Here is a 24,340-nt window from a genome sequence, read left to right on the forward strand (position 1 = left end):
TAAATCGACATGCCGCCCGCTTCCAGCGTGAACCGGGCGGCATTTCTTTTCCACAGGGCATTGCCGCAGAACAATGGTGAATTTCGTCAAAACCGCCTGTGGATAATTGAAAAATCCCGCCTTCGGCGGCATATGAAAGAAAAGACAACACGGCAGCTTCACCGTCCATTTTTTCCCTCCCAAAGCCCTTGCCGGACCCCCGCCGCACTACTCCGAAGAGGGGATGATTGGTACAATGGAAGGCGTTATTTCGCAGGCGGACGCAAGGGCCGGCCATGGAGCAGGAAATCCGCGAAGTAGCACGGAAAATTCGAATAACTACCCGGCAAGATCCGGCAAAAGTATTCAAATGTTCCAAAAGTATAGCCAAGTGGTTCTGGCTACCCGGGCTTGTCACGCGCAGATGGACAATGCCGGGTCGCTGTATCACCAGCTTTTCGGGAACGGGTTTTCGGACCGGCAGCGGCCGGTCATGCACGAGCAGGAGCGTTGCGTATTTCAGGCAGGTTGCAGTGCAGAGAGCAGCTGTTTTTCACCCAGAGGAGGAACACGCGCGACATGGGCATGACTGAACGCCGGCCGACGGCGCCCTTTAAACCACTACTAGCAAGGACAAACTGACTATGCAATTGGTTAAAACCCAACGAGACACGCTCCTGCGTCCTCTGCAGATCGTGAGTGGTATTGTCGAGCGTCGGCACACATTGCCGATTCTGGCCAATATTCTCATTCGCAAGGACGGCGAGAAGGTGTCTTTCCTGTCCACCGACATCGAAGTGCAGATCACCACGCACGCCGACGTCGGTTCCGGCAGCGAAGCGACCGCCACCACCGTGGCGGCGCGCAAGCTGCTCGACATCCTGCGCGCCCTGCCTGACTCCGGCGAAGTGGCGATTTCGCTCTCCAACAAGCGTCTGACCGTGCAATCGGGCAAGTCCCGCTTCGCCCTGCAGACACTGGCCGCCGAGGAGTTCCCCACGGTGGCCCAGGCCGAGCAGTACAACGCTCAGGTCAACCTGCCGCAGAAGACCCTCAAGCATCTCTTCAACATGGTCCATTTCGCCATGGCCCAGCAGGATATCCGTTACTACCTCAACGGCCTGCTGCTGGTGGTGGAAGGCAAGAACGTCATTGCAGTGGCTACCGATGGCCACCGCCTGGCCTTCTGCCAGGTTGAGACCGAAGAAGACTTCCCGCGTCAGGAAGTCATCATCCCGCGCAAGACCATCATCGAGCTGCAACGTCTGCTCGACGACAGCGACGAGGAAGTCCAGCTGCAGATCGCCAACAACCAGGTCAAGCTGACCTTCGCCGACATCGAGCTGATTTCCAAGCTGGTCGAAGGCAAGTTCCCCGATTACACCCGCGTGGTGCCCAAGGGTTACAAGAACAGCTTCACCATCAGCCGCGACCAGCTGCTGCGCTCGCTGCAACGCGCGGCCATCATGACCAGCGACAAGTTCAAGGGCGTACGCTGGGTGATCGCACCGGGCAGCCTGAAGATCAGCTCCACCAATGCCGACCAGGAAGAAGCGGTCGAAGAACTGGAAATCGACTACGGCGGCGACACCGTCGACATCGGTTTCAACGTCAGCTACCTGCTCGACGTGCTCAACAACCTCAAGAACGACTACGTCAACATCGCCCTGGGCGATGCCAACTCGTCGGCCCTGATCACCATCCCTGACAACGCCGACTTCAAGTACGTCGTCATGCCGATGCGGATCTGAGCAAACCCGCTCCACGCGTCCGAGGGGCCGTCCCAGACGGCCCCTCGGTTGCTTTTAAGAATTCCAAAGATTCGTCCCCAGAATTCCGTTTTTTGCAGCTCCCTAGTCGTTTGGCTAGCATTTTCAGAAGGTAACCATGTCCTCCAGCCCCGCAGACAACACCAATTCCGCGCAACAAAGCTATGGCGCTTCTTCCATCCAGATCCTGGAAGGGCTGGAGGCGGTGCGCAAGCGTCCCGGCATGTACATTGGCGACACCTCTGACGGCACCGGCCTGCACCACCTGGTGTTCGAAGTGCTGGACAACTCGATCGACGAAGCCCTGGCCGGCTATTGCAGCGAGATCCACGTCACCATCCACGCCGACAATTCCATCTCGATCACCGACAACGGCCGCGGCATCCCCACGGGCCTGAAGATGGACGACAAGCACGAACCCAAGCGCTCGGCGGCCGAAATCGTGATGACCGAACTGCACGCCGGCGGCAAGTTCGATCAGAACTCATACAAGGTCTCCGGCGGCCTGCACGGCGTGGGCGTGTCCTGCGTGAATGCACTGTCGAAGAAGCTGAAGCTCACCATCCGCCGCGACGGCCGTGTCCACGCGATGGAATTCGCCAAGGGCATCGTGCAGAACCGCGAGCTGGAGATGATCGATGGCGTGCAGGTCTCCCCCATCAAGGTCGTGGGCGAATCCGACAAGCGCGGCACCGAAGTCCACTTCTGGGCCGACGAAGAAATCTTCACCCACGTTGAATTCCATTACGAGATCCTGGCCAAGCGTATCCGTGAACTGTCCTTCCTGAACAATGGCGTTCATATCAAGCTGACCGACCAGCGTACCGGCAAGGAAGAGGACTTCGCCTTCGAAGGCGGCACGCGCGGCTTCGTGGAATACATCAACAAGAACAAGAGCATCCTCAACCCGACCATTTTCCAGGCGACCGGCGAGAAGCAATCCGACCAGGGCACGCTGGTGTCGGTGGACGTGTCGATGCAATGGAACGACGCCTTCAACGAGCAGGTGCTCTGCTTCACCAACAACATCCCGCAGCGTGACGGCGGCACCCACCTGACCGGCCTGCGTGCCGCGATGACCCGCGTCATCAACAAGTACATCGAAGAAAACGATCTCGCCAAGAAGGCCAAGGTCGAGATCTCCGGCGACGACATGCGCGAAGGCCTGACCTGCGTGCTGTCGGTGAAGGTACCGGAACCGAAGTTCAGCTCGCAGACCAAGGACAAGCTGGTCTCCAGCGAAGTGCGCGGCCCCGTGGAAGAAATCGTCGCCAAGACCCTGACCGACTTCCTGGCCGAGAAGCCGAACGATGCCAAGATCATCTGCGGCAAGATCGTCGAAGCCGCGCGCGCCCGTGAGGCCGCCCGCAAGGCACGCGAACTGACGCGCCGCAAGGGCGTGATGGATGGTTTGGGTTTGTCTTCCAAGCTGGCCGATTGCCAGGAACGCGACCCGGCCCTGTGCGAGCTGTACATCGTCGAGGGTGACTCCGCAGGCGGCTCGGCCAAGCAAGGCCGCGACCGCAAATTCCAGGCCATCCTGCCGCTGCGCGGCAAGGTCTTGAACGTGGAGAAGGCGCGCTTCGAGAAGATGCTCTCGTCCGAGCAGATCACGACGCTCATCGCGACCCTGGGCACCAGCATCGGTGCTGACGAATTCAACCCGGACAAGCTGCGCTACCACCGCATCATCATCATGACCGATGCGGACGTTGACGGCGCCCACATCCGCACGCTGCTGCTGACGCTCTTCTATCGCCAGATGCCGGCGCTGGTCGAACGCGGCCACATCTACATCGCCCAGCCGCCGCTGTACAAGGTCAAGGCAGGCAAGGACGAGCGTTACCTGAAGGATGATTTCGAGGAAGCGCAGTACATGATGCAGATCGCCCTGAACGACGCCGAGATCAAGCCTTCCGAAGGTGCTGCGCCGATCAGCGGCGAAGCGCTGGTGGAACTGGCACGGCAGTACAACACGGCCAACGCCATCATCATGCGCCTGTCGCGCGCGATCGATGAATCGGCCCTGAACGCCATCATGACCGGTGGCGTGGTGCTGAAGATGGACAACATCGAGCAGGCCACCGCTACCGCGGAAGAACTGAAGAAGGCCATCAACGACATCAACATCGACGTGCAGGCGCGCGTGGATGAGCATAGCGAGAAGGTGGCGCTGCATATTCATCGTCGCCAGCATGGCAACATCAAGGCCACCGTGATCGATGCGGACTTCGTGAGCGGCCCGGATTACCAGCAGCTGTCGACGGCGGCCGAGACCTTCAAGGGACTCATCGGCAAGGGTGCCATCGTGGCGCGCGGCCAGGGCGAGAAGCGCAAGGAATCGGTCATCACCGAATTCCGCCAGGCCATGGCCTGGTTGCGTGATGAGGCTGAGCGTGGCGTCAACAAGCAGCGTTACAAAGGTCTGGGTGAGATGAATCCCGAGCAGCTGTGGGAAACCACCATGGATCCGACTGTGCGCCGTTTGCTGAAGGTGCAGATCGAGGATGCGATTGCTGCGGATCAGATCTTCATGACCTTGATGGGCGATGATGTGGAGCCGCGTCGGGCGTTTATTGAATCTAATGCGTTGCAGGCGGGGAATATTGACGTTTGATCTCAATCGGTCGATCCGCCAGAGCACCTTTTAGCAGACATAGAAGGTGACTCGATAAACGACAAAGCCAACCCACGGGTTGGCTTTGTCGTTTATCACCAGCCAGATGCGCAGGAGCATGCGCCAGCACGATTGGCCGCATCGGCACGCGCAACTGAACTCGCTCGATCCGGCAACGGTGATGCTACTTCTATTGAAGAGTTTCACCCGCGCCGGATTTTGCGAAGCCAGGTATCCCACGACTCAATTCGTATGGACGGATGAGTGTTCCGTTCGAAGTCAGGACGCTTCTTGCTCTCCTCGAGGTCGTCTTTTGTTCTTCCGCCGATAACGTCATATCTGATATTGATATCCTTATCCGGGTCTACGAGCAGTCGTCCGTCTAGCCAGCGACGACCGTTCGGCGTAGTTCTTCCTGCGTGCCGATGGCACGGTCTGGCTGAGCTCTTTCAGACCTCCACCCCGAACATCAACATTCATATCAAAAACGTGCTGGATGAGCGGGAGTTGGCGAAAGTTCGAACTGTTAAAGATGGCTTAATAGTTCAAACCGAGGGCAGTCGCCAGGTCCAACCCGAGCGTTGCCGGATTGGGAGGCTCGCAAGGCGGAGCTGTTGCTCAATCGGTAAGGCGCTGACTGAGCGCCATGACGGAATCGTTGAAGCTGGACGGGAGCTGACATCCTCTGCGAAACCTGATGTCGTTCACCTGCATGACGCGCAATGAACAACCGGTATGGCTCGTCCCTGATACTCCCGGATTCAATCCAAAGAACATTACCCCTGACAGTTCTCAACTTCAGTATTTCGCAATGTAAATAATCTCAATTCCTCATGGCGTCTGTCTTTGCACCCGACTACCTCGCCCATTGCCATCCCGCCACAAAATTCTCACCACCCCACACAAATCCTTGCGGTTCCCCGCTCGCTTGAATAACATCAACTGAACAATTCGAGCCCACACCGCCATGAGTAGAGACAAGTCGAGCGCCCGAAGCGTAGCTGCGGTCTTGCTCGTCCTGGCGATGAGTCTGCTCTGCGCCGCCTTCGCCCGCGCCCAATCACCCGCCGCCAATGCGCAAGTCATCGAGATCAAACTCGCCGATCTCAATGACGACAATCCCCTGATCAACTACCGCAAGGCCGTCCTCGAACTGGCCATGCGTGCCAGTGGCCGCCCCTTTTCCATCAAGGGCTGCCAGGTGGCCGATGTGGCGACCTCCGACCAACGCTATGTGGAACTGGTCCAGACCGGACAGTATTGCAATCTGCTGGCGACCTCGGCAGGCAGCGGGATGACGCGCTCGCTGCAAGCCATCCCCTTCCCCATCTACCTCGGTGGCGGCGGCTACCGCGTGCTGCTGGCCAACCGCCACAGCCTGGAGCGTGCCCGCAGCATCCGTAGCCTCGATGATCTGCGCGCCTTCACCATCGGCTCCGGTATCGGCTGGGTCGATACCAGCATCATGCAGTCCAACCAGCTCAAGGTGGTCCAGAGCAACTACCTGAACCTGTTCGAGATGCTCAAGGCCGGCCGTTTCGATTTCTACAACCGCTCCATCTTCGAGGCCGCCAGTGAACTGGAAACCTACGATCCCGCCCACCAGCTGGCCATCGTGCCCGACCTGCTGCTGTACTACCCGGCCGACCTGTTCTTCTATACCACGCCCGGCCGCGACGATATCCGCGACGCCCTGCTTGATGGCCTGCGCAAGATCCATCGCAACCGCGCCCTGCTCGACCTCATCCAGAAACACCGCTCCACGCGCGACGCGCGCCTGGCCATGCTGGGGACACATCCGCGCGTAATCGAACTGAAGAACGATCGCCTCACCCCCATCGAACACCAGGCGATCCAGACCTACAAGATGGACTGGTTCAAATAGTCCATCAAGCCATCTTCCAACTCTGACCCGTACGGCCCGCCATGCTCAAGAAGACAACCAGCCTCGGCCTCTATATCGCCTGCGCGCTGCTGGTGGCCTTGAGCTTGCCGGTGGTGATCGCCCTGACCGTGCTCAACGACACGCGCGAGCAGCAGATCCGTCAGGAAATGACCGACCTGGTCGACGAAAAAAGCCAGACCCTGGCGCACAGCCTGCTGCTGCCGGTATGGAACCTCGATCAGTCCGGCATGATGGCCCTGCTGCAAGGAAGTATGCTCGATACCCAGGTGGTCTCGGTGGAAGTGCGCGACCCCGAGGACAGAATCCTCGTACGCAAGCAAGAACCGCTGCGCAGCATGGGCAATCTGCTCACGCGCACACTGCCCCTGACCATCCAGCAGCCGGAACGCCTGATCACGCTCGGTAGCGTGCAGGTGGTGGTGTCCGATGCTCAGCTGCAGCACAAGCTCGCCGCCGACAAGCGCTTCCAGACACTGGTGCTGCTGGCGCAGGCCGTGGCCGCCCTGCTCATCATCGGACTGCTGGTCTATCGCCGCATTCTCGCGCCCATCCGCAAGCTCACCATCGCCGCAGGACACATCGAGCGCGGGCACTTTGATACCCGCATCGCACTCCCGCAAAAGGATGAGATTGGCCTCCTGGCACACCGCATGGATGCCATGCAGATCAGCCTGAAGACCCTCTTCGACGAACAGGCGGCGATTCTCGGCAACATCCCGGCTGGCGTTCTGTTCGTGCGTGATGGACGGATTGCCTTCGCCAATGAGGCTGCGCAATCCATGCTGGCGCTTAACGGCGCCGCGCTCACCAGCTTGTCCAGTGCACAGATCTTCGAGGATGCGCAGCACCAGAGCGTCTACGTCAACCAGACCTTGGTGCGTCCGCGCGGCGCGGCCGGCGAGATCGTTCTGCTCAAGCGCGCCGATGGCCGCAACTTCCCCGCTGAACTGCATACCTCGCTCATCGATGGTAGTCGCCAGAGTGATCAGATCTGGGTCATCATCGATGTCTCCGAACGACTGGAAGCAGAAAGCCGCATTGACCGCCTGGCCTTCTATGACCCCGTGACCGAGTTGCCCAACAAGAAGCTGTTCCTGGATCGCCTGCGGCGTGGCCTGGGGCGGCAGCAGTCACATGGCTTGCCGCTGGTGGTGTTCTACATGGAAGTGCATCGCGCCGACCTGTCGCACGGCCTGCTCAAGACCGATGATGCGGACCGGCTCTTCAAGGAATGTGCGAGACGGCTGGGGGCCTGTGTCGCCGCCGACCAGACCCTGGCACGGCTCGATGGCGAGCGCTTTGCGCTGGGCTGCGATCTGGCCGTCAGCGAACTGGCTGACGGCATCCACTTCTGCGAAGCGCTGGCCAACCGCCTCATGGCCGCACTGGCCGAACCGCGCGGGTCCACAGTGAGCTTCCCCTACTCCCTCAACATCGGCATCAACATCCTGCGCGGCGACGTGCAATCGGCCGAGGAAGCCGTAATGCAGGCCAAGCTGGCCATGGTGCAGTCGCTGGCTGCGGGCCGCAATGTCTTCCGCTTCTTCGATCCGGCCATGCAGGCCCTGGCCAGCCAGCGCAGCGCGCTGGAAGTGGAACTGCGCACAGCGGTGGCGCAGCACCAGTTCGTGGTCCATTACCAGCCGCAGGTCACCTTCGATGGTCACGTCGTGGGAGCCGAGGCGCTGGTGCGCTGGCAGCATCCGACCAAGGGGATGGTGTCCCCGGCGTTGTTCATTCCGGTGGCCGAGCAGCTGGGATTGATGGAGGAGATCGGCCACCAGGTGTTGGAAGCCATCTGCCAGGACCTCGAAACCTGGCACCGCGAAGACCTGGGGCAGGAGCTGGTGGTGGCGGTCAATGTCTCGGCGCAGGAATTCAAGGTCGATCATTTCGTGGCACGTTTCCACGAAACCATCCGCCAGCACCGCATCAGCGCCAGGGCAGTGAAGGTGGAGCTGACCGAAAGCATGATGGTCGAGCGCATCGATGAGGTCATCGAAAAAATGAATGACCTCAAATCACATGAGGTCGCCATCTCGCTCGATGATTTCGGGACCGGCTATTCCTCGCTGTCCTATCTCGGCCGCTTTCCCATCGATCAGATCAAGATCGACCAGAGCTTCGTGCGACGGATGCAGGACGATGCGGCTACCGGCAGCATCATCCGCAGCATCATCATGCTGGGCCAGAGCCTGGGGCTGTCCATCATCGCCGAGGGTGTGGAGACCATGGAGCAACGCGACATGCTGCATGCGCAGGGCTGCACGCTGTATCAAGGCTATTGGTACGGCCGCCCCATGCCGGGCGAGCAGTTCACGACGCTGCTGGAAGGCAGACGGATTGCTTCCTGAGCATTGCCCTGGCGAACAGGAAGACCTGCAGCAAAACCTGCAAAAAAGCCAAACGAAAACGCGTACCAGAAAGTTAAAAAAAGGCGTAACGCAATGGGGCGCACCTGGCGCCCGCCCGGCGCATTCAAGTCGAGATGTCGATGCTCAGCGCGAATCCTCGCTTGGCAGTGAAAGAAGACTGGTCCGCATGAGGTCAGGCAGTTCCATCTCCAGCGCGAAGGCCAGGGCCTCCATGTTGTCGACGGAAATATTCCTTTCCCCTCGCTCGACTTCGCTCAGGTAGGTGCGACTGATGTCAGCGCGGAAGGCCAGCTCTTCTTGTGACATCTCTTTCAGCCGGCGTACCCTGCGGACGTTTTGTCCGAAGATGACGCGGGCGCTCGGTGGAGTCTCTGAATTTTTCATGAGCGCAAGGATCGGTGCGGCTAGGGGTGACGGTCGATTAGCTACAATTACAAAGGCACAAACTATCGGTGACAATCACTTATACGCCTGAATGTCGTGATGAATAATCGAAATTTATCGAGATTCCTGCCGAACTTTCAGTAGGCATTTTTCGAAAAACTACTAGTGATCTTTCGAAATTCTTCAGAACTTTGTACTTTGTTTTGACTCCCCGTCTCATGCCGCGAGCATCTCGCCCGGCATTTCTCACGCCATGCCATGGATAAACAACAAACCTTGCGCCATACCAAGCGTCTCGCCCTGGCTTGCCTGCTGGGATCGGCGCTGCTGTTCGTGCTCGCCTCGCTGTTGCCACCCTCTGTCTGGAGCGCTCTGCTGCGCGCCATGGCCGAGGCTGCCATGGTCGGGGCGCTGGCCGACTGGTTTGCGGTGAGTGCCCTGTTTCGTCGCATTCCCTTGCCGTTTCTGGCGCGCCACACGGCCATCATCCCGCGCAACAAGGACCGCATCGCCGACAGCCTGGCGGTCTTTGTAGAAGAAAAATTCCTCAGTCCCCAGTCGCTGCTTGGGCTGGTACGCCGCCATGATCCGGCACAGTGGCTTTCTGCGTGGATGGCCGCGCCCGAGAATGCCGCGCGCCTGGGGAGCTACATGGCGCAGGCCGTGGGCGGCGTGCTCACGCTCACCGATGACCGTCGCATCCAGGGCTTCGTGCGCGAGGCCCTGCAGACTGCGCTGGGCAAGCTGGACCTGTCGCATTCACTGGCCAGCATTCTCGATACGCTCACGCTGGAGGGGCGCCATCAGCAATTGCTGGACCGCGCCATCGTGGCGCTGGCCGAGCTGCTCAACCGCGAACAGACACGGGCCTTCATCGCCGAGCGCATGGTGGAATGGTTGCAGCGGGAATATCCCAAGATCGAGAAACTGCTGCCCTCGAACTGGATCGGCGAAAAGTCCGCCGATACCCTCGCCGACATCCTCGACAAGCTGCTCACCGGCATCGCCAATGATCCGCAGCATTCGCTGCGACAGGCCTTCGACCACCAGCTGGCCGGCTTCGTGGCGCGGCTCAAGGACGATCCGGCCCTGCGCGCACGTGCCGAAGAGATCAAGCACGAGATCGTGCAGGGCGAGGCAGTGAACGCCTATGTGGCGAGCCTGTGGGACAGCCTGCGCCAGTGGCTGCGGCAGGACCTGGCGCGTCCCGATTCGGCCCTGCATGCCCGGGCCAGCGCCGCCACCCGCTGGATCGGCCTTGCCCTGCAGGATGATGCCCCGCTGCGCGCCTCGCTCAATACGCATCTGGAACAGGCCATCGCCAGTCTCGGTCCGGAGGTGGCCCAACTGCTCACGCGCCATATCAGCCACACCATCAAGCAATGGGATACGGCCGAGCTGTCACGCCAGATCGAACTCAACATCGGCCGCGACCTGCAGGCCATCCGCATCAACGGCACCCTGGTCGGCGCATTGATCGGGGCCCTGCTGTTCGGCTTGTCGTGGCTGATGCAATGGCTGGTGCACGGGGTCTGAGCCCATCGCTTCAGGGGGCCCGCTCTGCGCTTTCCTTGAGCGCCTTGCGCATGATCTTGCCGGTGGCCGTAGTGGGCAGCGCATCGACGAAGGCGATTTCGCGCGGATATTCATGCGCTGCCAGTTGCGAACGCACATGCTCCTGCAGGGCCTTCACCAGGGCGGCTTCTGGAGCATGTCCCTCCTTGAGGACGACAAAAGCCTTCACCACCTCCGTGCGCAGGGCATCCTTGACCCCCACCACCGCCGCAATGCGCACCGCCGGGTGACGCATGAGGCACTCCTCGATGGGCGCCGGGCCGATGCGGTAGCCGGCACTGGTGATGACATCATCGTTGCGGCCCAGGTAGCGGATGTAGCCGTGCGGGTCCATGTTGCCCAGGTCCCCCGTGAGCAGGAAATCGCCTGCGAACTTTTCGCGCGTGGCCTCTTCATTGCGCCAGTAGCGCAGGAACATCACCGGATCCGGCGCGCGAATGGCGATGTTGCCCACTTCGCCGCGCGGCAGGACATGGCCCTCCTCATCCACGATCTGCACGTCATGTCCCGGCACCGCCCGCCCCATGCTGCCGGAGGCACCGGGATAGAGCTGCGCGCAGGACGATACCACCAGATTGCATTCGGTCTGACCGTAGAACTCATTGATGGTCAGGCCCAGTGCCGTCCGACCCCAGGCGATCAGATCGTCGCCCAGCGTCTCGCCGCCACTGGCCACGCTGCGCAGCGCGAAGTCCCATTGCGCGCGCGGATCGGGCGTGCTGCGCAGCATCTTCAGTGCGGTCGGCGGGAAGAACACGTTGCGTACCGCGTGCCGCGCCAGCAAGCCGAATACGGTCGCAGCGTCGAATTTCTCCAGCCGCCGCGCCACCACCGCCACGCCGTGATACAGCGAGGGCAACAGCACATCGAGCAGGCCGCCGATCCAGGCCCAGTCGGCGGGTGTCCAGAAACGGTCGCCCGGCTGCGGGAAACTGTCGTGCGAGACTTCCACGCCCGGCAGGTGCCCCAGCAGCACCCGATGCGCATGCAGCGCACCCTTGGCCTTGCCGGTGGTACCGGAGGTATAGATGATCATGGCCGGATCATCGGCCAGCGTGATGACCGGCTCGAACACGGCCGGGGCAGCGCGCAGACGGTCCCAGAAATCGGTGGTCTGCGGCAGCACGATATCGGACTGCTCCACGCAGAACACTACCTTCAGCGCCGGCAGTTCGCCTGCGAGATGGACCTTGTCCATGCCGGAGGCATCGGTGACGAGGGCAGAAGCTTCGCTGTTGTCGAGCCGATAGGCGATGGCTTCCGGCCCGAACAGGTAGAACAGCGGCACCGTCACCGCGCCCAGCTTGTAGGCGGCGATGTGGGTGATGACGGTTTCGATGCGCTGGGAGAGATAGATGCCGATGCGGTCGCCGCGTTTGATGCCGGCCTCGCTCAGCACGTTGGCGAACTGGTCGCTCAGCCGCTTGAGCTGGTCGAAGCTCCAGGTCGTGACCGTGCCATCGGCGTCCTCGGCGATGATGGCCGGCCGGTCGCTACCATCGGCCCAGCGGTCGCAGGCGGCCAGGCCGATGTTGAAGTACTCGGGGATCTGCCAGTCATAGGCAGCGGGGGCGTCGGCACGATAGTGGGCCGAGGTGATGGCGGGGCGTGGCGCGAGGTCTGGTGGCACGTCTTGTCTCCTATGGGGGTTCGATGGGCCCTGCCTGCATGGGGCCGGGCTCCGCATGTGCCGGTCGGGCCGGCACGTCGCCTATCATAGCGCCCCCGCCGAGGATCGGCATGGCACAACAAAACGACATCCACGCAATGTCCTTCGTCGAACTCTGACGAGTTTGCCGCGCAACCTCTGCCGCTTCTCCCCATGGCGCGTCGGGCTCCTCTAGCATGGCCCCTCCTCTCGCCATCTCCCGTTCAGCCCGCGCATCGTCCGTGCTCCCGGATGCCGCCCGGACGGATTCTCCAGCAAGGATCTCCGCATGCCTTACCGCACGCTCTCCGAGGCTTTCATCACCTGGACGCAACAGGCCCGCGCCATCCGGCTGCGCTTGCCGCAGTCGCACCAGTTCTTGCAGCAGGCGCTGCTGGTACGGCAGGTGACAGGCCGCGAATCGGTCTGCGGTACCAGCGAGCATGAGTTGCTGTGCCTGTCGCCGCATGAAGACCTGCCGCTCAAGGACTTCATGGCGCTGCCGGCAGAGATCCGGCTGGTCACCGACCAGGGGCGACTGCGCACGGTGTGCGGTTTCATCGCCGAAGCTGATGCGGACCAGATCGATCACGAACTCAGCGGCTACCGCCTGGTGCTGCGCGATGCCTTGAGCCTGCTCGGGCAACGGATCAACACCCGAGTGTTCCTGCGCGCCAGCGAGACGGACGTGACTCAGGTACTCATCAACGAATGGCGCCAGCGCAGCTCGCTCCTGGCCAGCAGTTTCGAGGTCGACTGGTCGCTGCTGGCGGAGCAGTATCCGGCGCGTGAATTCATCATGCAGCACAACGAATCCGACGCCGACTTCCTGCGGCGCCTGTGGAAGCGGCGAGGCATCGGCTGGTTCATCCGTCCGGGCGAGCCGTCCCCGCCTGGCCAGATCGGTAGTCCTCGGCATGTGCTGGTGCTGTTCAACGATCCCCTGCAGCTGCCGCGCAACGCGGCCGGCACCGTCCCTTACCGGCAGGATCACGCGCCCGGTGCGCAGGACGGCATTGTGCGCTGGCGCGCCATGCGTCGCCAGCGCGCGGGCAGTGTCAGCCGCCAGACCTGGGACCATGCCCGGAATGGGCCCCTAAACAGGGAAGTGAACATCTCTGCCGAGCAGGGGGAACTGGGTGACCGTCTCGCCCTGCTGCTGGACGACTATCTCGTCGAGGCACCGCACATCGCCGATGATGGTGAAGATTTTGACCAGATTTCGAAGACGCGCATGCAGCGGCTGGCGCAGGAGACCAAGACCTTCCAGGCTGATTCCACCGTGCGGGCCTTGCGGGTGGGCGAATGGATCAGCGTGGAGGATCACCCCGAACTGGACGCACATCAGCCCCACGAGCGCGAATTCGTCATCACCCGGCTGGCCTTCCATGCCGAGAACAATCTTCCGGCTTCGCTGGACCAGCGCCTGCAGCAAGCCACGCAGCATGAGCAAAGCGCGCTGACGGAGCTGGCGTACTTGCGCCAGCTTTGCCGCGAGCAGGGCCGGCGTTATCTGAATCGCTTCAGCTGCGTACGCCGTGGCATACCGTTGGTGCCGCCCTTTGACCCGCGGGTGGATCTGCCCCGGCCTTGTCTGCAGAGTGCCCATGTCGTCGGTCCGGCGGGCGAAGAGCTGTACTGCGATGCGCTGGGCCGCATCAAGCTGCGCTTTCCCGGCACCCGCATGCAGGATCACCAGCATGCCCGTGGTGCCGGCGCCAGCGACAGCGAACGCGATTCCGCCTGGGTGCGCGTGGCCAGTCACTGGGCCGGGCGGCAATGGGGCGCGATCCATCTGCCGCGCGTGGGCGATGAGGTGCTGGTCGACTTCCTCGGCGGCGATCCTGACAAGCCCATCGTCATTGGCCGCCTCTTCAACGGCCAGTCGCTGCCACCGGCCTTCAGCCGTGTGGGCAGCCTGCCGGGCAATCGCTTCCTGGCCGGCATCAGGAGCAAGGAGATCCAGGGCCAGCGCTACAACCAGCTGCGCCTGGACGACACCCGGCACCAGATCAGCGCCCAGCTTGCTTCGCAACATGGGCAAAGCGAACTGAATCTCGGCTGGCTCACCCATCCCCGTAGCGAGGGCTACGGCGAGGCCCGTGGCGAAGGCGCCGAGCTGCGCACGGACCAGGCCCTGGCACTGCGGGGTGGACAGGGTGTGCTCATCAGTGCGGCCGCGCGCGATCAGGCCGCTGGTACGCAACTGGATCGCGCCGAGATGCTGGGTCTGCTGCACGTACTGCAGGAGGTGCAGCAGCAACTGGCAGCGCTGGCCGAGACCCATCATGCCGACGGCACCCGCCTGCAAAGCCTGAGCAGCCTGCGCGAGCGCCTCGACGCCTGGGAGGCTGGCAGCAATACGCAGCCAGAGGGCGGCGCTGGCGGCCAGCCTGTCGTAGCCGTGACTGCGCCGGCGGGCGTGGCCGTCACCAGCGAGGAAGGGGTGGCCATTGGCGCGCAGAAGGAGGTCGATCTCATCAGCGTGGGCAACACCCAGCTCTCCGTAGGCAGGAAGTTGCTGGCGCGCGTGGCCGAGGGCATCAGCCTGTTTGTGCAGCGGCTGGGTATCCGGCTGGTGGCCGCCAGCGGCCCGATGCAATTGCAGACCCATGGCGGGGACATCGAAGCGACATCAGCGCGCCGCATCGTCCTGACGGCTGCCGATGAAATCGTCCTGCAAGCCCCCAAGCTGCGCCTGTTGGCGGCAGGGGCGCAGATCGATCTGGGCGGCGGCGTCATCACCCAGCAGAGCCGTGGCGAGCACACCATCCGTTCGGCCGATTTCCATCACCTCAGCGGTGCCGACAGTGCGCCGCCTGGCGTGGAGCTACCGGCCAGCGCGCTACGTACCGACGAGCGCTTCATCCTGGCCCGGCGCGGCAGTGGCCGGCCCCACGTGCGGCAGCGCTATCGCATCGAGCTGGAGGATGGCAGCGTCATTGAAGGTGTCACCGACGAACAGGGCCGTACCGCGCTGAGCAAGGACATGGCCATGCGCATTGCGCGCCTGCGCATTGTGAAGGAGTAGACGATGAGTGGATCCGAACCGATGCGGCTGGTCGGCACGAGCTGGGATGAAGACGGCAATGATGTGGCGCAATCGGTGCTGACGGGGGAGAACATGAAGGTGCGGGCCTTGTGCCTGACCACACCGGAGGTGGTGGTCCCGATCCTGTTCGTGCCGGGCATCATGGGGACCAGGCTCAAGGTCATCGGACGTGACAAGGGAGCGGCATGGTTCCCGCCGGACAGTACCTGGGACGCCATCGTCTTGCTGCTCCAGCACCTGATCCGCACCTCGGCCGACCGGCAGCGCTTGCTCAATCCCGATCTGACCGAAGTGGATGAAGACGGACCTGCCTCGCCAGACGAGACCAGCAAGACGCTGCTTGCGCTGGCGCCTGGCGCGACCGATGCCGAGCGCATCAAGTGGCGTGGCTGGGGGCAACTCCATGCGGACAGTTACTTGCCGATTCTTTCGCTGCTGGAGACGAGCATGGCGCTGATCTTCGATCCTGCCAGCCAGGGGACCACGCTCACTTCTCATTGGAAAGAGTTGGTCATGGATCGCCAGGACGCGGCAAAACTGGGAGCGCAGAAGCCCTTCGTTCCGCTTGAGGAAGAGCAGTTGCGGGATGCGGCCGAGATGCTCTATCCGGTGCATGCGGTGGGCTACAACTGGCTGCAAAGCAACCGGGTGTCTGCCCAGAGATTGGCTGACGAGATCGAACGCATCACCGCGTATTACCGCAGCAAGGGCAAGCGTTGCGAGCAGGTGATTCTGGTCACGCACAGCATGGGCGGGCTGGTTGCACGGGCTTGTGCCCTTCTGCCCGGAATGAATGAACGCATTCTGGGCGTGGTGCATGGGGTGATGCCGGCCATCGGCGCACCCGCGACTTACAAGCGTATGCGCGCCGGGTTTGAAGGCGCGGCGCAGATCATCCTCGGGCGCAATGCCGCCGACTGCACGGCAGTGATGGCCAATGCGCCGGGTCCCTTGGAATTGCTGCCCACGGCGCAATACAAGACCTGGACCAACCGTGGCGAGCGGCATTGGCTGCGGGCCAGTTATCGGGCCATTGGACAGCGGGGCATGCCTGAGGAGATGGATAGCTTTCTTGGAGAGGACGATCCCTACGCGAAGATCTATCTCAACAATTCCGCGGATTGGTGGAAATTGGTGCGGGAGGATTTGGTTGATCCGGCTGGGAGAGAAGATGAGGAGCGAGCGAGGAGGGAGGGGAAGGTGTTGGTTCAAGAGGATCGGGAGTCCTCTGACTTTGATCAATTCAAAGACAACATGGACATTGCTCGGACACTTCATCAATTGATTGAAGACCGCTATCACCCTAATACCTATGCGTATTACGCCGCTGATCCACAGCGTCCAGCGTGGAACGAGATCAACTGGAAATGCGCGCCAATGGTGCCCGGCGATCCCGCGAAAGCGCAACTGGCAGAAGATGATTTGAATGGAATGTTGGAGCTGCGCTTCGGCGAGTATCACCTCCATTACTTCACGCTTCAGAACGGTACTGGACCAGGGGATGGTACGGTCCCGGCGGAGTCGGGTGGCGCGCCAAAGTCTCATGTTGTCCAGATATTCAAGCATGAAGGAAAGCTGAAATCTCATGACAGCTATGACCATCAGTTTTCCTATAACGCCAAGATTGGGCAGGCGGTCACCCTCCATTCCATCGTCAGAATTGTTAGTACTTCGGCGAATTTGAAAACACCCTCCTGAGAGAAATGATCGTGAAAAAATTGCTTCGCCTCATCACCATTCTGAGCGTAACTATTTGGTTATTTTTATCTGGAGATATCTCCTCTCAAAAAGGATTGCAGATCATGAACACTGCCCAGGCAAGTGAATCCGTTCCGGGTTTTTCCACCTTTTGTATTGGCCGCTTCCTGCTTGATATGCCAGCGGGATCGGTGCTTAGCGGCGGTAACTATCGTTACGACTTCGCGCGGTTGGATAAGCCAAAAGTGATGAACCTGGACGAATTCGAGGCGGACATGGTCGCCAAGGAAAAGGCGCTCAAATCGACGAAGCATCAAATCGAACCAAGCTTGTTACGCTTGTTGATCAAACCAGATCCGCATTCATGGATCTTCGTTTATTGGGAGGAGAGCTTCAGTACGTCTATAGCGCAGGTGGAGGGATACCGCTGGATTGATGGAACACGTTATCTGTTCAAGAAGAAGGCGGGCATGAGCAAGCCGCGGACTGGCACGATGAGCCGGCAGGACTACGCCGTCGACCGCATGCGCAAGATTCTCTCCAGCCTACATAAACGGTCAAACAACGACATCCCCGCAGAGCCTGGCTACTGCTTCGAAGAGGGCTTCATCGCCAACCCTGAATGGGAAATGGAAGAAGCCGCCATCGACATCGAGATCGCCGGTCACCCTGATGCCTACGTTTCGGTCTGGTTCTATCCCCTCTCCCGCCGAGCACACAGTGAACCCTTGCTGGACCGTGTAGGCGGCGTGCTGCAAATGCTGGGCCGCATGGCGACCTCCGTGCATGTGCTACGACGAGGCGACCGCAAGGTCGGCCCCTATCAAGGTCAGGAATTCCTGGTCACGGCCCCCAACAGCGGTGGTGTGCGCGGCCATAGTTTTCTCTGGGAGACCGAAGGGGATGGCACCCTCGACACCCCCGCACTCAAGATTGAGATGACCACCGGCTCCCGCGACAAAGACGGTAATCCGCAACAAACCAGACTGAGCAATGAACAGGCCATGAGGCTATGGGACCAGGTACTGGATAGTTTCCGCCTGCGCCCTGTGGTTGCTCCCCAAGAAAAGCAGCAATGATTCGGCCTGTTGCCAATCATCGGATTTGCTAGTGCCTAGGAATGCGCCCCTGTGTGAGAAATGACCATGAAGAGAACGCTTCGCCCCATCCTATTTTTGGCCCTGTTGGCTTTGTTATGGCTCGCGGATATCTCGCTACAAACGGGCTCAAGCATTATGAAATCAGCTTACGCAAGTGAGCCTGTTCGGGACGTCTCGACCTTTTGTACCGGGCGCTTTCTCCTCGACCTGCCAGCAGGCTCGGTCGTCAGCGGTGGCAATTATCGCTACGACTTTGTACGGCTGGATAAACCCAAAGCCATGAGTTTGGAGGAGTTCGAGGTAGAAATGGCTTCCGAGGAAAAGACACTGAGCTCGACAAAGCATAAGGTCGAGCCCAGTCTATTGCGCTTGTTGGTAAAGCCAGATCCGTATTCGTGGATTTTCGTCTATTGGGAGGAGAGCTTTGTTACATCAATAGCGCAGGTAGACGGATATCGGTGGATTGATGGGACACGTTATCTTTTCAAGAGCCATGCAGGCATGAGTAAGCCTCGTACCGGCACGATGAGTCGCCAGGACTACGCCATCGAAGGCATGCGCAAGATGCTCTCCAGCCTAAGAAAAAGATCGACGAATGATATCCCTACAGAACCCGGCTATTGTTTTGATGGCGGCTTCATCGCCAACCCCGAATGGGAAATGGAAGAAGCCGCCATCGATATCGATATCGCTGGCCACCCTGATGCGTATGTTTCTGTCTGGTTCTATCCCCTTTCCCGCCGAGCACACAGCGAACCCTTGCTGGACCGCGTAGGCGGCGTGCTGCAAATGCTAGGCCGTATGGCGACTTCCGTGCATGTGTTACGACGAGGCGACCGCAAGGTCGGCCCCTACCAAGGTCAGGAATTCCTGGTCACTGCCCCCAACAGCGGTGGTGTGCGCGGCCATAGTTTTCTCTGGGAGACCGAAGGCGAAGGCACGCTCGATGCCCCTGCGCTCAAGATCGAATTGACCACCGGCCATCGCGACAAGAATGGCAATCCGCAACAAACCAGACTGAGCAATGAACAGGCCATGAAGCTGTGGGACCAGGTACTGGATAGTTTCCGTCTGCGCCCTGTGGTTGCTCCCCAAGAAAAGCAGCAATGATTCGGCCTGTTGCCAATCATCGGATTTGCTAGTGCCTAGGAATGCGCCCCTGTGTGAGAAATGACCATGAAGAGAACGCTTCGCCCCATCCTATTTTTGGCCCTGTTGGCTTTGTTATGGCTCGCGGATATCTCGCTACAAACAGGCTCAAGCATTATGAAATCAGCTTACGCAAGTGAGCCTGTTCGGGACGTCTCGACCTTTTGTACCGGGCGCTTTCTCCTCGACCTGCCAGCAGGCTCGGTCGTCAGTGGCGGCAATTATCGCTACGACTACGCGCGGCTGGATAAATCCAAAGCCATGAGCCTGGAAGAATTCGAGGCGGAAATGGCCGTAATGGAAAAGAAGCTGAGGACGACAAAGCATGAAACCGAGCCCAGCCTGTTGCGTTTATTAATTAAGCCGGACCCACACTCATGGATCTTCGTCTATTGGGAGGAGAGCTTTATTTCGGAAGTAGTGCAGGTAGACGGATACCGCTGGATCGACGGCACACGCTATCTTTTCAAGAAGGAGGCAGGCATGAGCAAGCCTCGTACCGGCACGATGAGTCGTCAGGACCGCGCCATCGAGCGCATGCAAAAGATTCTCTCAAACCTGCAAAAGCGCTCAACCCATGACGTTCCGACTGAGCCCGGTTATTGCTTCGAAGATGGCTTCATCGCCAACCCCGAATGGGAAATGGAAGAAGCCGCCATCGATATCGATATCGCTGGCCACCCTGATGCGTATGTTTCGGTCTGGTTCTATCCCCTTTCCCGCCGAGCACACAGCGAACCCTTGCTGGACCGCGTAGGCGGCGTGCTGCAAATGCTGGGCCGTATGGCGACTTCCGTGCATGTGTTACGACGAGGCGACCGCAAGGTCGGCCCCTACCAAGGTCAGGAATTCCTGGTCACGGCCCCCAACAGCGGTGGTATGCGCGGCCATAGTTTTCTCTGGGAGACCGAAGGGGATGGCACCCTCGACACCCCCGCACTCAAGATTGAGATGACCACCGGTCATCGCGACAAGAACGGCAATCCGCAACAAACCAGACTGAGCAATGAACAGGCCATGAAGCTATGGGACCAGGTACTGGATAGTTTCCGCCTGCGCCCTGTGGTTGCTCCCCAAGAAAAGAAGCAATGATTCGGCCTGTTGCCAATCATCGGATTTGCTAGTGCCTAGGAATGCGCCCCTGTGTGAGAAATGACCATGAAGAGAACGCTTCGCCCCATCCTCGGTTTGGCCCTGTTGGCTTTGTTATGGGTCGCGGATATCTCGCTACAAACAGGCTCAAGCGTTATGAAATCAGCTTACGCAAGTGAGCCTGTTCGGGACGTCTCGACCTTTTGTACTGGTCATTTTTTGATTGATATACCAGCAGGCTCGGTCGTCAGCGGTGGCAATTATCGCTACGACTACGCGCGGCTGGATAAACCTAAAGCCATGAGCCTGGAGGAGTTCGAGGCGGAAATGGTAGCCAAGGAAAAGGCCCTAAGATCGACAAAACATAAGGTCGAGCCCAGTCTATTGCGCGTGTTGGTAAAGCCAGATCCATACTCAAGGATCTTCGTGTACTGGGAGGAGAGTTTTATTACTTCAATAGCGCAGGTGGACGGATACCGCTGGATTGACGGTACACGTTATTTGTTCAAGAGCGAGGCAGGCATGAGCAAGCCTCGTACCGGCACCAAGAGCTATCAGGAAGACGCCGTCGAACGCATGCAAGCAATACTCGCTGGCCTGCGCACACGGTCAACGCATGAGATTCCCACAGAGCCCGGCTATTGTTTTGAGGGCGGCTTCATCGCCAACCCCGAATGGGAAATGGAAGAAGCCGCGATCGATATCGATATCGCTGGCCACCCTGATGCGTATGTTTCGGTCTGGTTCTATCCCCTTGCCAGGAGCGCACACAGCGAACCCTTGCTGGACCGTGTAGGCGGCGTGCTGCAAATGCTGGGCCGCATGGCGACTTCTGTGCATGTGTTACGACGAGGCGACCGCAAGGTCGGCCCCTACCAAGGTCAGGAATTCCTGGTCACGGCCCCCAACAGCGGTGGTATGCGCGGCCATAGTTTTCTCTGGGAGACCGAAGGGGATGGCACCCTCGACACCCCCGCACTCAAGATTGAGATGACCACCGGCTCCCGCGACAAAGACGGCAATCCGCAACAAACCAGACTGAGCAATGAACAGGCCATGAAGCTATGGGACCAGGTACTGGATAGTTTCCGCATGCGCCCCGTCATCGAGACAAAAGAAAGCCGGCCATGACCACTCAGGAAAAGGGCCTCGGCCCCACGCGCCTGGTTCCGACCACCTGGGACGAACAAGGCAACGATGTTGCTCAATCGGTCTTGACCGATCAGCGCATGAAGGTGCGCGCCCTGTGTTTGACCAGCCCGGACATCGTGATACCCATCGTATTCGTGCCCGGCATCATGGGCACGCGACTCAAGCTCAAAGGCCGCGGCAAGGGGCCCGCGTGGTTTCCCCCGGAGGGCAAATGGGAAACCCTGGCGCTGGCACTCAAGCATGTCGGCCGCACGGCGGCTGATCGGCAGCGATTGCTCAATCCAGACAATACCGAGGTGGACGAAGACGGCCCGGCTTATCCCGACGACATCAGCAAGACGCTGCTGGCCTTTGCCCCTGGCAAGACGGATGCCGAGCGCATCAAGTGGCGGGGCTGGGGACAACTCCACGCGGACAGTTATTTGTCCATTCTTTCACTGCTGGAGAGCAGCATGGCCTTGATCTTCGATCCTGCAAGCCAGGGCAGGAAGCTGACTTCACATTGGCAGGAACTCGTCATGGCGCGGCAGGATGCGGCCAGGCTGGGAGCGCAGAAGCCCTTCACGCCGCTGCAGGAAAAGCAGTTGCGGCAGGCCGCTGAAGTGCTCTATCCGGTCCATGCCGTGGGCTACAACTGGCTGCAGAGCAACAAGGTCTCGGCACAGCGGCTGGCCAGGGAAATCGAACGCATCACCGCGTATTACCGCAGCAAGGCAAGAAGTTGCGAACAGGTGATCCTGGTCACGCACAGCATGGGCGGCCTGGTCGCGCGCGCATGTGCGCAGTTGCCGGAGATGGCCGAACGCATCCTGGGCGTGGTGCACGGGGTGATGCCGGCCATTGGCGCACCGGCCACCTACAAGCGGATCCGCGCCGGATTTGAGGGCGCCGGGCAAGTGGTACTGGGTCGCAACGGTGCCGAGTGTACGGCCGTGATGGCCAACGCGCCCGGACCGTTGGAACTGCTGCCGACGGCGCAATACAAGACCTGGAGCAACCGCGGAGAACGGCATTGGCTGCGCGTGAGCTACGTTGGCATGGGACAGCGCGGGATGCCTGAGGAAATGGAGCGTTTCCTGGGTGAGGGAGATCCTTACCGCAACATCTACCTCAATAATTCGGCGGATTGGTGGAAGTTGATTCAAGAGGAGTTGATTGATCCGGCGGGGAAGGAGGACAGGGAGCGCGCTAAAAGGGAAGGAAAGGTATTTTCCACCAAGACTCGACCTTCGCGGGACTTTGATCGGTTTGCAAGGACGATGAAATTGGCGCGGTCATTTCATCAACAGATTGAAGACTGCTACCACCCCAATACTTACGCGTATTACGCCGCTGACCAACGTCAACTTGCGTGGAACGAGATCCATTGGAAGTGCAGGCCGGAAGTCCTGGGTGATCCTCGTAAAGCGCAGCTCGTAGCGGATGATCTGAACGGGATGACGGAGCTACGCTTCGGCGAGGCCCAGCACCGCTACTGCATTATCCAAGACGGCACCGGTCCTGGAGACGGCACGGTCCCGGCGGAATCGGGAGCAGCCCCGAAGCCGCATGTCATACAGCTTTTCAAGCATGAAGGAAAGCTGAAAGGGCATGAGAGCTATGACCATCAGTTTTCCTACAACGCTCCGATTGCACAGGCGGTCACTCTCTATTCAATCATCAGGATCGTCAGTTCTTCCGCGCTGTTGGCGACGGCTTTCGGAGAAAAAGGATCATGAAGATATCTCTGCGTTCAAAGGTCTTCTTGGCCGCGCTCATCTTGATGTTCCTGTCTGGAGACCGTTCACCTTACCAAGGATTGCGCATCATGAATATTGCCCAGGCAAGCCGAGCTGTTCCTTCTGTCTCAACGTTTTGTACCGGTCGTTTTATGTTGGATATGCCAGCAGGTTCGGTACTGAGTGGAGGCAATTATCAATATGACTTTGCCAGGCTGGAGCCGCCCCAGGCCATGAGCCTGGAAGAATTTGGGGCAGAAATAGATGCCAAGGTAAACACGCTCAAATCAATCAAGCATGAAACCGACCCTAGTCTGTTGCGAATGCTGATCAAGCCTGATCAGCATTCGCGAATCTTGGTCTATTGGGAAGAGAGCTTTATTGATGAAATCGCGCAGGTAGAGGGATATCGCTGGATTGATGGCACGCGCTATCTATTCAAGACAGAGGCCGGCATGAGCCCGCCTCCTGTGGGCATGCCAAGTTATCAGGACGACGCGATAGAACGTATGCGTCTAACGCTTGCTGCCCTGCGTAAGCGAGCTACGCATGATATTCCCCAAGACCCCGGCTACTGCTTCGAAGGCGGCTTCATCGCCAACCCTGATTGGGAAAATGAAGAAGCCGGCATCGATATCGACATCGCTGGCCACCCCGATGCCTTTGTCTCTGTCTGGTTCTACCCGCTGGCCATGAGCGAGCACGACCGACCGCTGCTGGATCGCATGAGCAGCGGCTTGCAGACACTCGGCCATCTCGCCACCGCGGTACGCACGCTGCGCAAAGGCGAGCGCCAGGTCGGCCCCTACCAGGGCCAGGAATTCCTGGTCACCACGCCCAACAGCGGCGGCGGACGCAGTCACAGTTTCATCTGGGAGACTGAGGGCCAGGGCTCGCTCGATACGCCTGCCATCAAGATCGAACTGACGACCGGCCATCACGACAAGAACAGCAATGCGCAACCGACCAGGATGACCGATGCACAAGCCCTGCAGTTATGGGATGAGGTGCTCAACAGCTTCCGCATGCGCCCGACCCGGGGGCCGCAAGCCTCAAGCCCGTCGCCATGAGGCGCACAAGCCCTCGCCCTCTCCGACCCTTCCCCCTCCACCTCGAAAGGAATCCG

Annotated in this window: 15 protein-coding genes; 13 read left to right on the plus strand and 2 right to left on the minus strand. The window is 60.0% G+C overall.

Annotated elements, in window-relative coordinates; all coding sequences use genetic code 11:
* Positions 1–623: 623 nt before the first annotated feature.
* The 4 genes from dnaN (at position 624) to ACODSZ_RS17275 (ending at position 8,625) form a co-directional block, all read left to right on the plus strand.
* Complete coding sequence (gene dnaN / locus ACODSZ_RS17260; protein ID WP_008333931.1) at positions 624–1,730, plus strand: DNA polymerase III subunit beta; 1,107 nt, start codon at positions 624–626, stop codon at positions 1,728–1,730.
* A gap of 136 nt (positions 1,731–1,866) precedes the next feature.
* Positions 1,867–4,365: a DNA topoisomerase (ATP-hydrolyzing) subunit B gene (gyrB, locus tag ACODSZ_RS17265; protein ID WP_488928125.1), complete on the plus strand. Its 2,499-nt coding sequence runs from the start codon at positions 1,867–1,869 to the stop codon at positions 4,363–4,365.
* 1,024 nt (positions 4,366–5,389) lie between these two features.
* The gene (locus ACODSZ_RS17270) at positions 5,390–6,250 is read left to right on the plus strand and encodes a hypothetical protein (RefSeq protein ID WP_488928126.1); all 861 of its coding nucleotides are present in this window, start codon (positions 5,390–5,392) and stop codon (positions 6,248–6,250) included.
* 41 nt (positions 6,251–6,291) lie between these two features.
* Entirely contained in the window at positions 6,292–8,625 is a 2,334-nt protein-coding gene (locus tag ACODSZ_RS17275; RefSeq protein ID WP_488928127.1) for a putative bifunctional diguanylate cyclase/phosphodiesterase, read from the plus strand.
* Positions 8,626–8,769: 144 nt separating this feature from the next.
* Here ACODSZ_RS17275 and ACODSZ_RS17280 read toward each other — a convergent pair whose 3' ends face one another.
* Positions 8,770–9,030 (minus strand): helix-turn-helix domain-containing protein, encoded by a 261-nt coding sequence (locus ACODSZ_RS17280; RefSeq protein ID WP_175344541.1) that lies wholly within the window; start codon positions 9,028–9,030, stop codon positions 8,770–8,772.
* Between the two features lie 258 nt (positions 9,031–9,288).
* On the opposite strand from ACODSZ_RS17280, the gene ACODSZ_RS17285 reads away from it, so the two are divergent.
* Positions 9,289–10,566: a DUF445 domain-containing protein gene (locus ACODSZ_RS17285; protein ID WP_488928128.1), complete on the plus strand. Its 1,278-nt coding sequence runs from the start codon at positions 9,289–9,291 to the stop codon at positions 10,564–10,566.
* Between the two features lie 10 nt (positions 10,567–10,576).
* Here ACODSZ_RS17285 and ACODSZ_RS17290 read toward each other — a convergent pair whose 3' ends face one another.
* Positions 10,577–12,235 (minus strand): acyl-CoA synthetase, encoded by a 1,659-nt coding sequence (locus ACODSZ_RS17290; RefSeq protein WP_175344539.1) that lies wholly within the window; start codon positions 12,233–12,235, stop codon positions 10,577–10,579.
* A 307-nt stretch (positions 12,236–12,542) separates the two neighbouring features.
* On the opposite strand from ACODSZ_RS17290, the gene ACODSZ_RS17295 reads away from it, so the two are divergent.
* From ACODSZ_RS17295 to ACODSZ_RS17330, 8 genes are all read left to right on the plus strand, one after another.
* Positions 12,543–15,284: a type VI secretion system Vgr family protein gene (locus ACODSZ_RS17295; RefSeq protein ID WP_488928129.1), complete on the plus strand. Its 2,742-nt coding sequence runs from the start codon at positions 12,543–12,545 to the stop codon at positions 15,282–15,284.
* A gap of 3 nt (positions 15,285–15,287) precedes the next feature.
* Positions 15,288–17,003, plus strand: coding sequence for an esterase/lipase family protein (locus tag ACODSZ_RS17300; protein WP_175344537.1), 1,716 nt, complete (start codon positions 15,288–15,290; stop codon positions 17,001–17,003).
* 5 nt (positions 17,004–17,008) lie between these two features.
* On the plus strand, positions 17,009–18,082 hold the full coding sequence (locus ACODSZ_RS17305; protein ID WP_488928130.1) for a T6SS immunity protein Tli4 family protein: 1,074 nt from the start codon (positions 17,009–17,011) through the stop codon (positions 18,080–18,082).
* Between the two features lie 60 nt (positions 18,083–18,142).
* The gene (locus ACODSZ_RS17310) at positions 18,143–19,213 is read left to right on the plus strand and encodes a T6SS immunity protein Tli4 family protein (protein WP_488928131.1); all 1,071 of its coding nucleotides are present in this window, start codon (positions 18,143–18,145) and stop codon (positions 19,211–19,213) included.
* Between the two features lie 66 nt (positions 19,214–19,279).
* A complete protein-coding gene (locus ACODSZ_RS17315; protein WP_488928132.1) occupies positions 19,280–20,344 on the plus strand; it encodes a T6SS immunity protein Tli4 family protein in 1,065 nt (354 codons plus the stop codon).
* A 66-nt stretch (positions 20,345–20,410) separates the two neighbouring features.
* Positions 20,411–21,475: a T6SS immunity protein Tli4 family protein gene (locus tag ACODSZ_RS17320; protein WP_488928133.1), complete on the plus strand. Its 1,065-nt coding sequence runs from the start codon at positions 20,411–20,413 to the stop codon at positions 21,473–21,475.
* Positions 21,472–23,214 carry an esterase/lipase family protein gene (locus ACODSZ_RS17325; protein ID WP_488928134.1) on the plus strand — a complete coding sequence of 581 codons (1,743 nt, stop codon included), beginning with the start codon at positions 21,472–21,474 and terminating at the stop codon, positions 23,212–23,214. The genes ACODSZ_RS17320 and ACODSZ_RS17325 overlap by 4 nt, the downstream gene beginning before the upstream one ends.
* Positions 23,211–24,284, plus strand: coding sequence for a T6SS immunity protein Tli4 family protein (locus tag ACODSZ_RS17330; RefSeq protein ID WP_488928135.1), 1,074 nt, complete (start codon positions 23,211–23,213; stop codon positions 24,282–24,284). Before ACODSZ_RS17325 ends, ACODSZ_RS17330 begins: the two co-directional genes overlap by 4 nt.
* Positions 24,285–24,340 lie beyond the last annotated feature (56 nt).

Source organism: Herbaspirillum sp. FG34 (genome assembly GCF_057809315.1).

Coding starts and splice junctions, on each gene's coding strand:
- ACODSZ_RS17305 (WP_488928130.1), top strand. CDS start 17,009: ATGATCGTGAAAAAATTGCTTCGCCTCATCACCATTCTGAGCGTAACT.
- ACODSZ_RS17325 (WP_488928134.1), top strand. CDS start 21,472: ATGACCACTCAGGAAAAGGGCCTCGGCCCCACGCGCCTGGTTCCGACC.
- ACODSZ_RS17320 (WP_488928133.1), top strand. CDS start 20,411: ATGAAGAGAACGCTTCGCCCCATCCTCGGTTTGGCCCTGTTGGCTTTG.
- ACODSZ_RS17300 (WP_175344537.1), top strand. CDS start 15,288: ATGAGTGGATCCGAACCGATGCGGCTGGTCGGCACGAGCTGGGATGAA.
- dnaN (WP_008333931.1), top strand. CDS start 624: ATGCAATTGGTTAAAACCCAACGAGACACGCTCCTGCGTCCTCTGCAG.
- ACODSZ_RS17270 (WP_488928126.1), top strand. CDS start 5,390: ATGAGTCTGCTCTGCGCCGCCTTCGCCCGCGCCCAATCACCCGCCGCC.
- ACODSZ_RS17285 (WP_488928128.1), top strand. CDS start 9,289: ATGGATAAACAACAAACCTTGCGCCATACCAAGCGTCTCGCCCTGGCT.
- ACODSZ_RS17310 (WP_488928131.1), top strand. CDS start 18,143: ATGACCATGAAGAGAACGCTTCGCCCCATCCTATTTTTGGCCCTGTTG.
- gyrB (WP_488928125.1), top strand. CDS start 1,867: ATGTCCTCCAGCCCCGCAGACAACACCAATTCCGCGCAACAAAGCTAT.
- ACODSZ_RS17330 (WP_488928135.1), top strand. CDS start 23,211: ATGAAGATATCTCTGCGTTCAAAGGTCTTCTTGGCCGCGCTCATCTTG.
- ACODSZ_RS17275 (WP_488928127.1), top strand. CDS start 6,292: ATGCTCAAGAAGACAACCAGCCTCGGCCTCTATATCGCCTGCGCGCTG.
- ACODSZ_RS17295 (WP_488928129.1), top strand. CDS start 12,543: ATGCCTTACCGCACGCTCTCCGAGGCTTTCATCACCTGGACGCAACAG.
- ACODSZ_RS17280 (WP_175344541.1), bottom strand. CDS start 9,030: ATGAAAAATTCAGAGACTCCACCGAGCGCCCGCGTCATCTTCGGACAA.
- ACODSZ_RS17315 (WP_488928132.1), top strand. CDS start 19,280: ATGAAGAGAACGCTTCGCCCCATCCTATTTTTGGCCCTGTTGGCTTTG.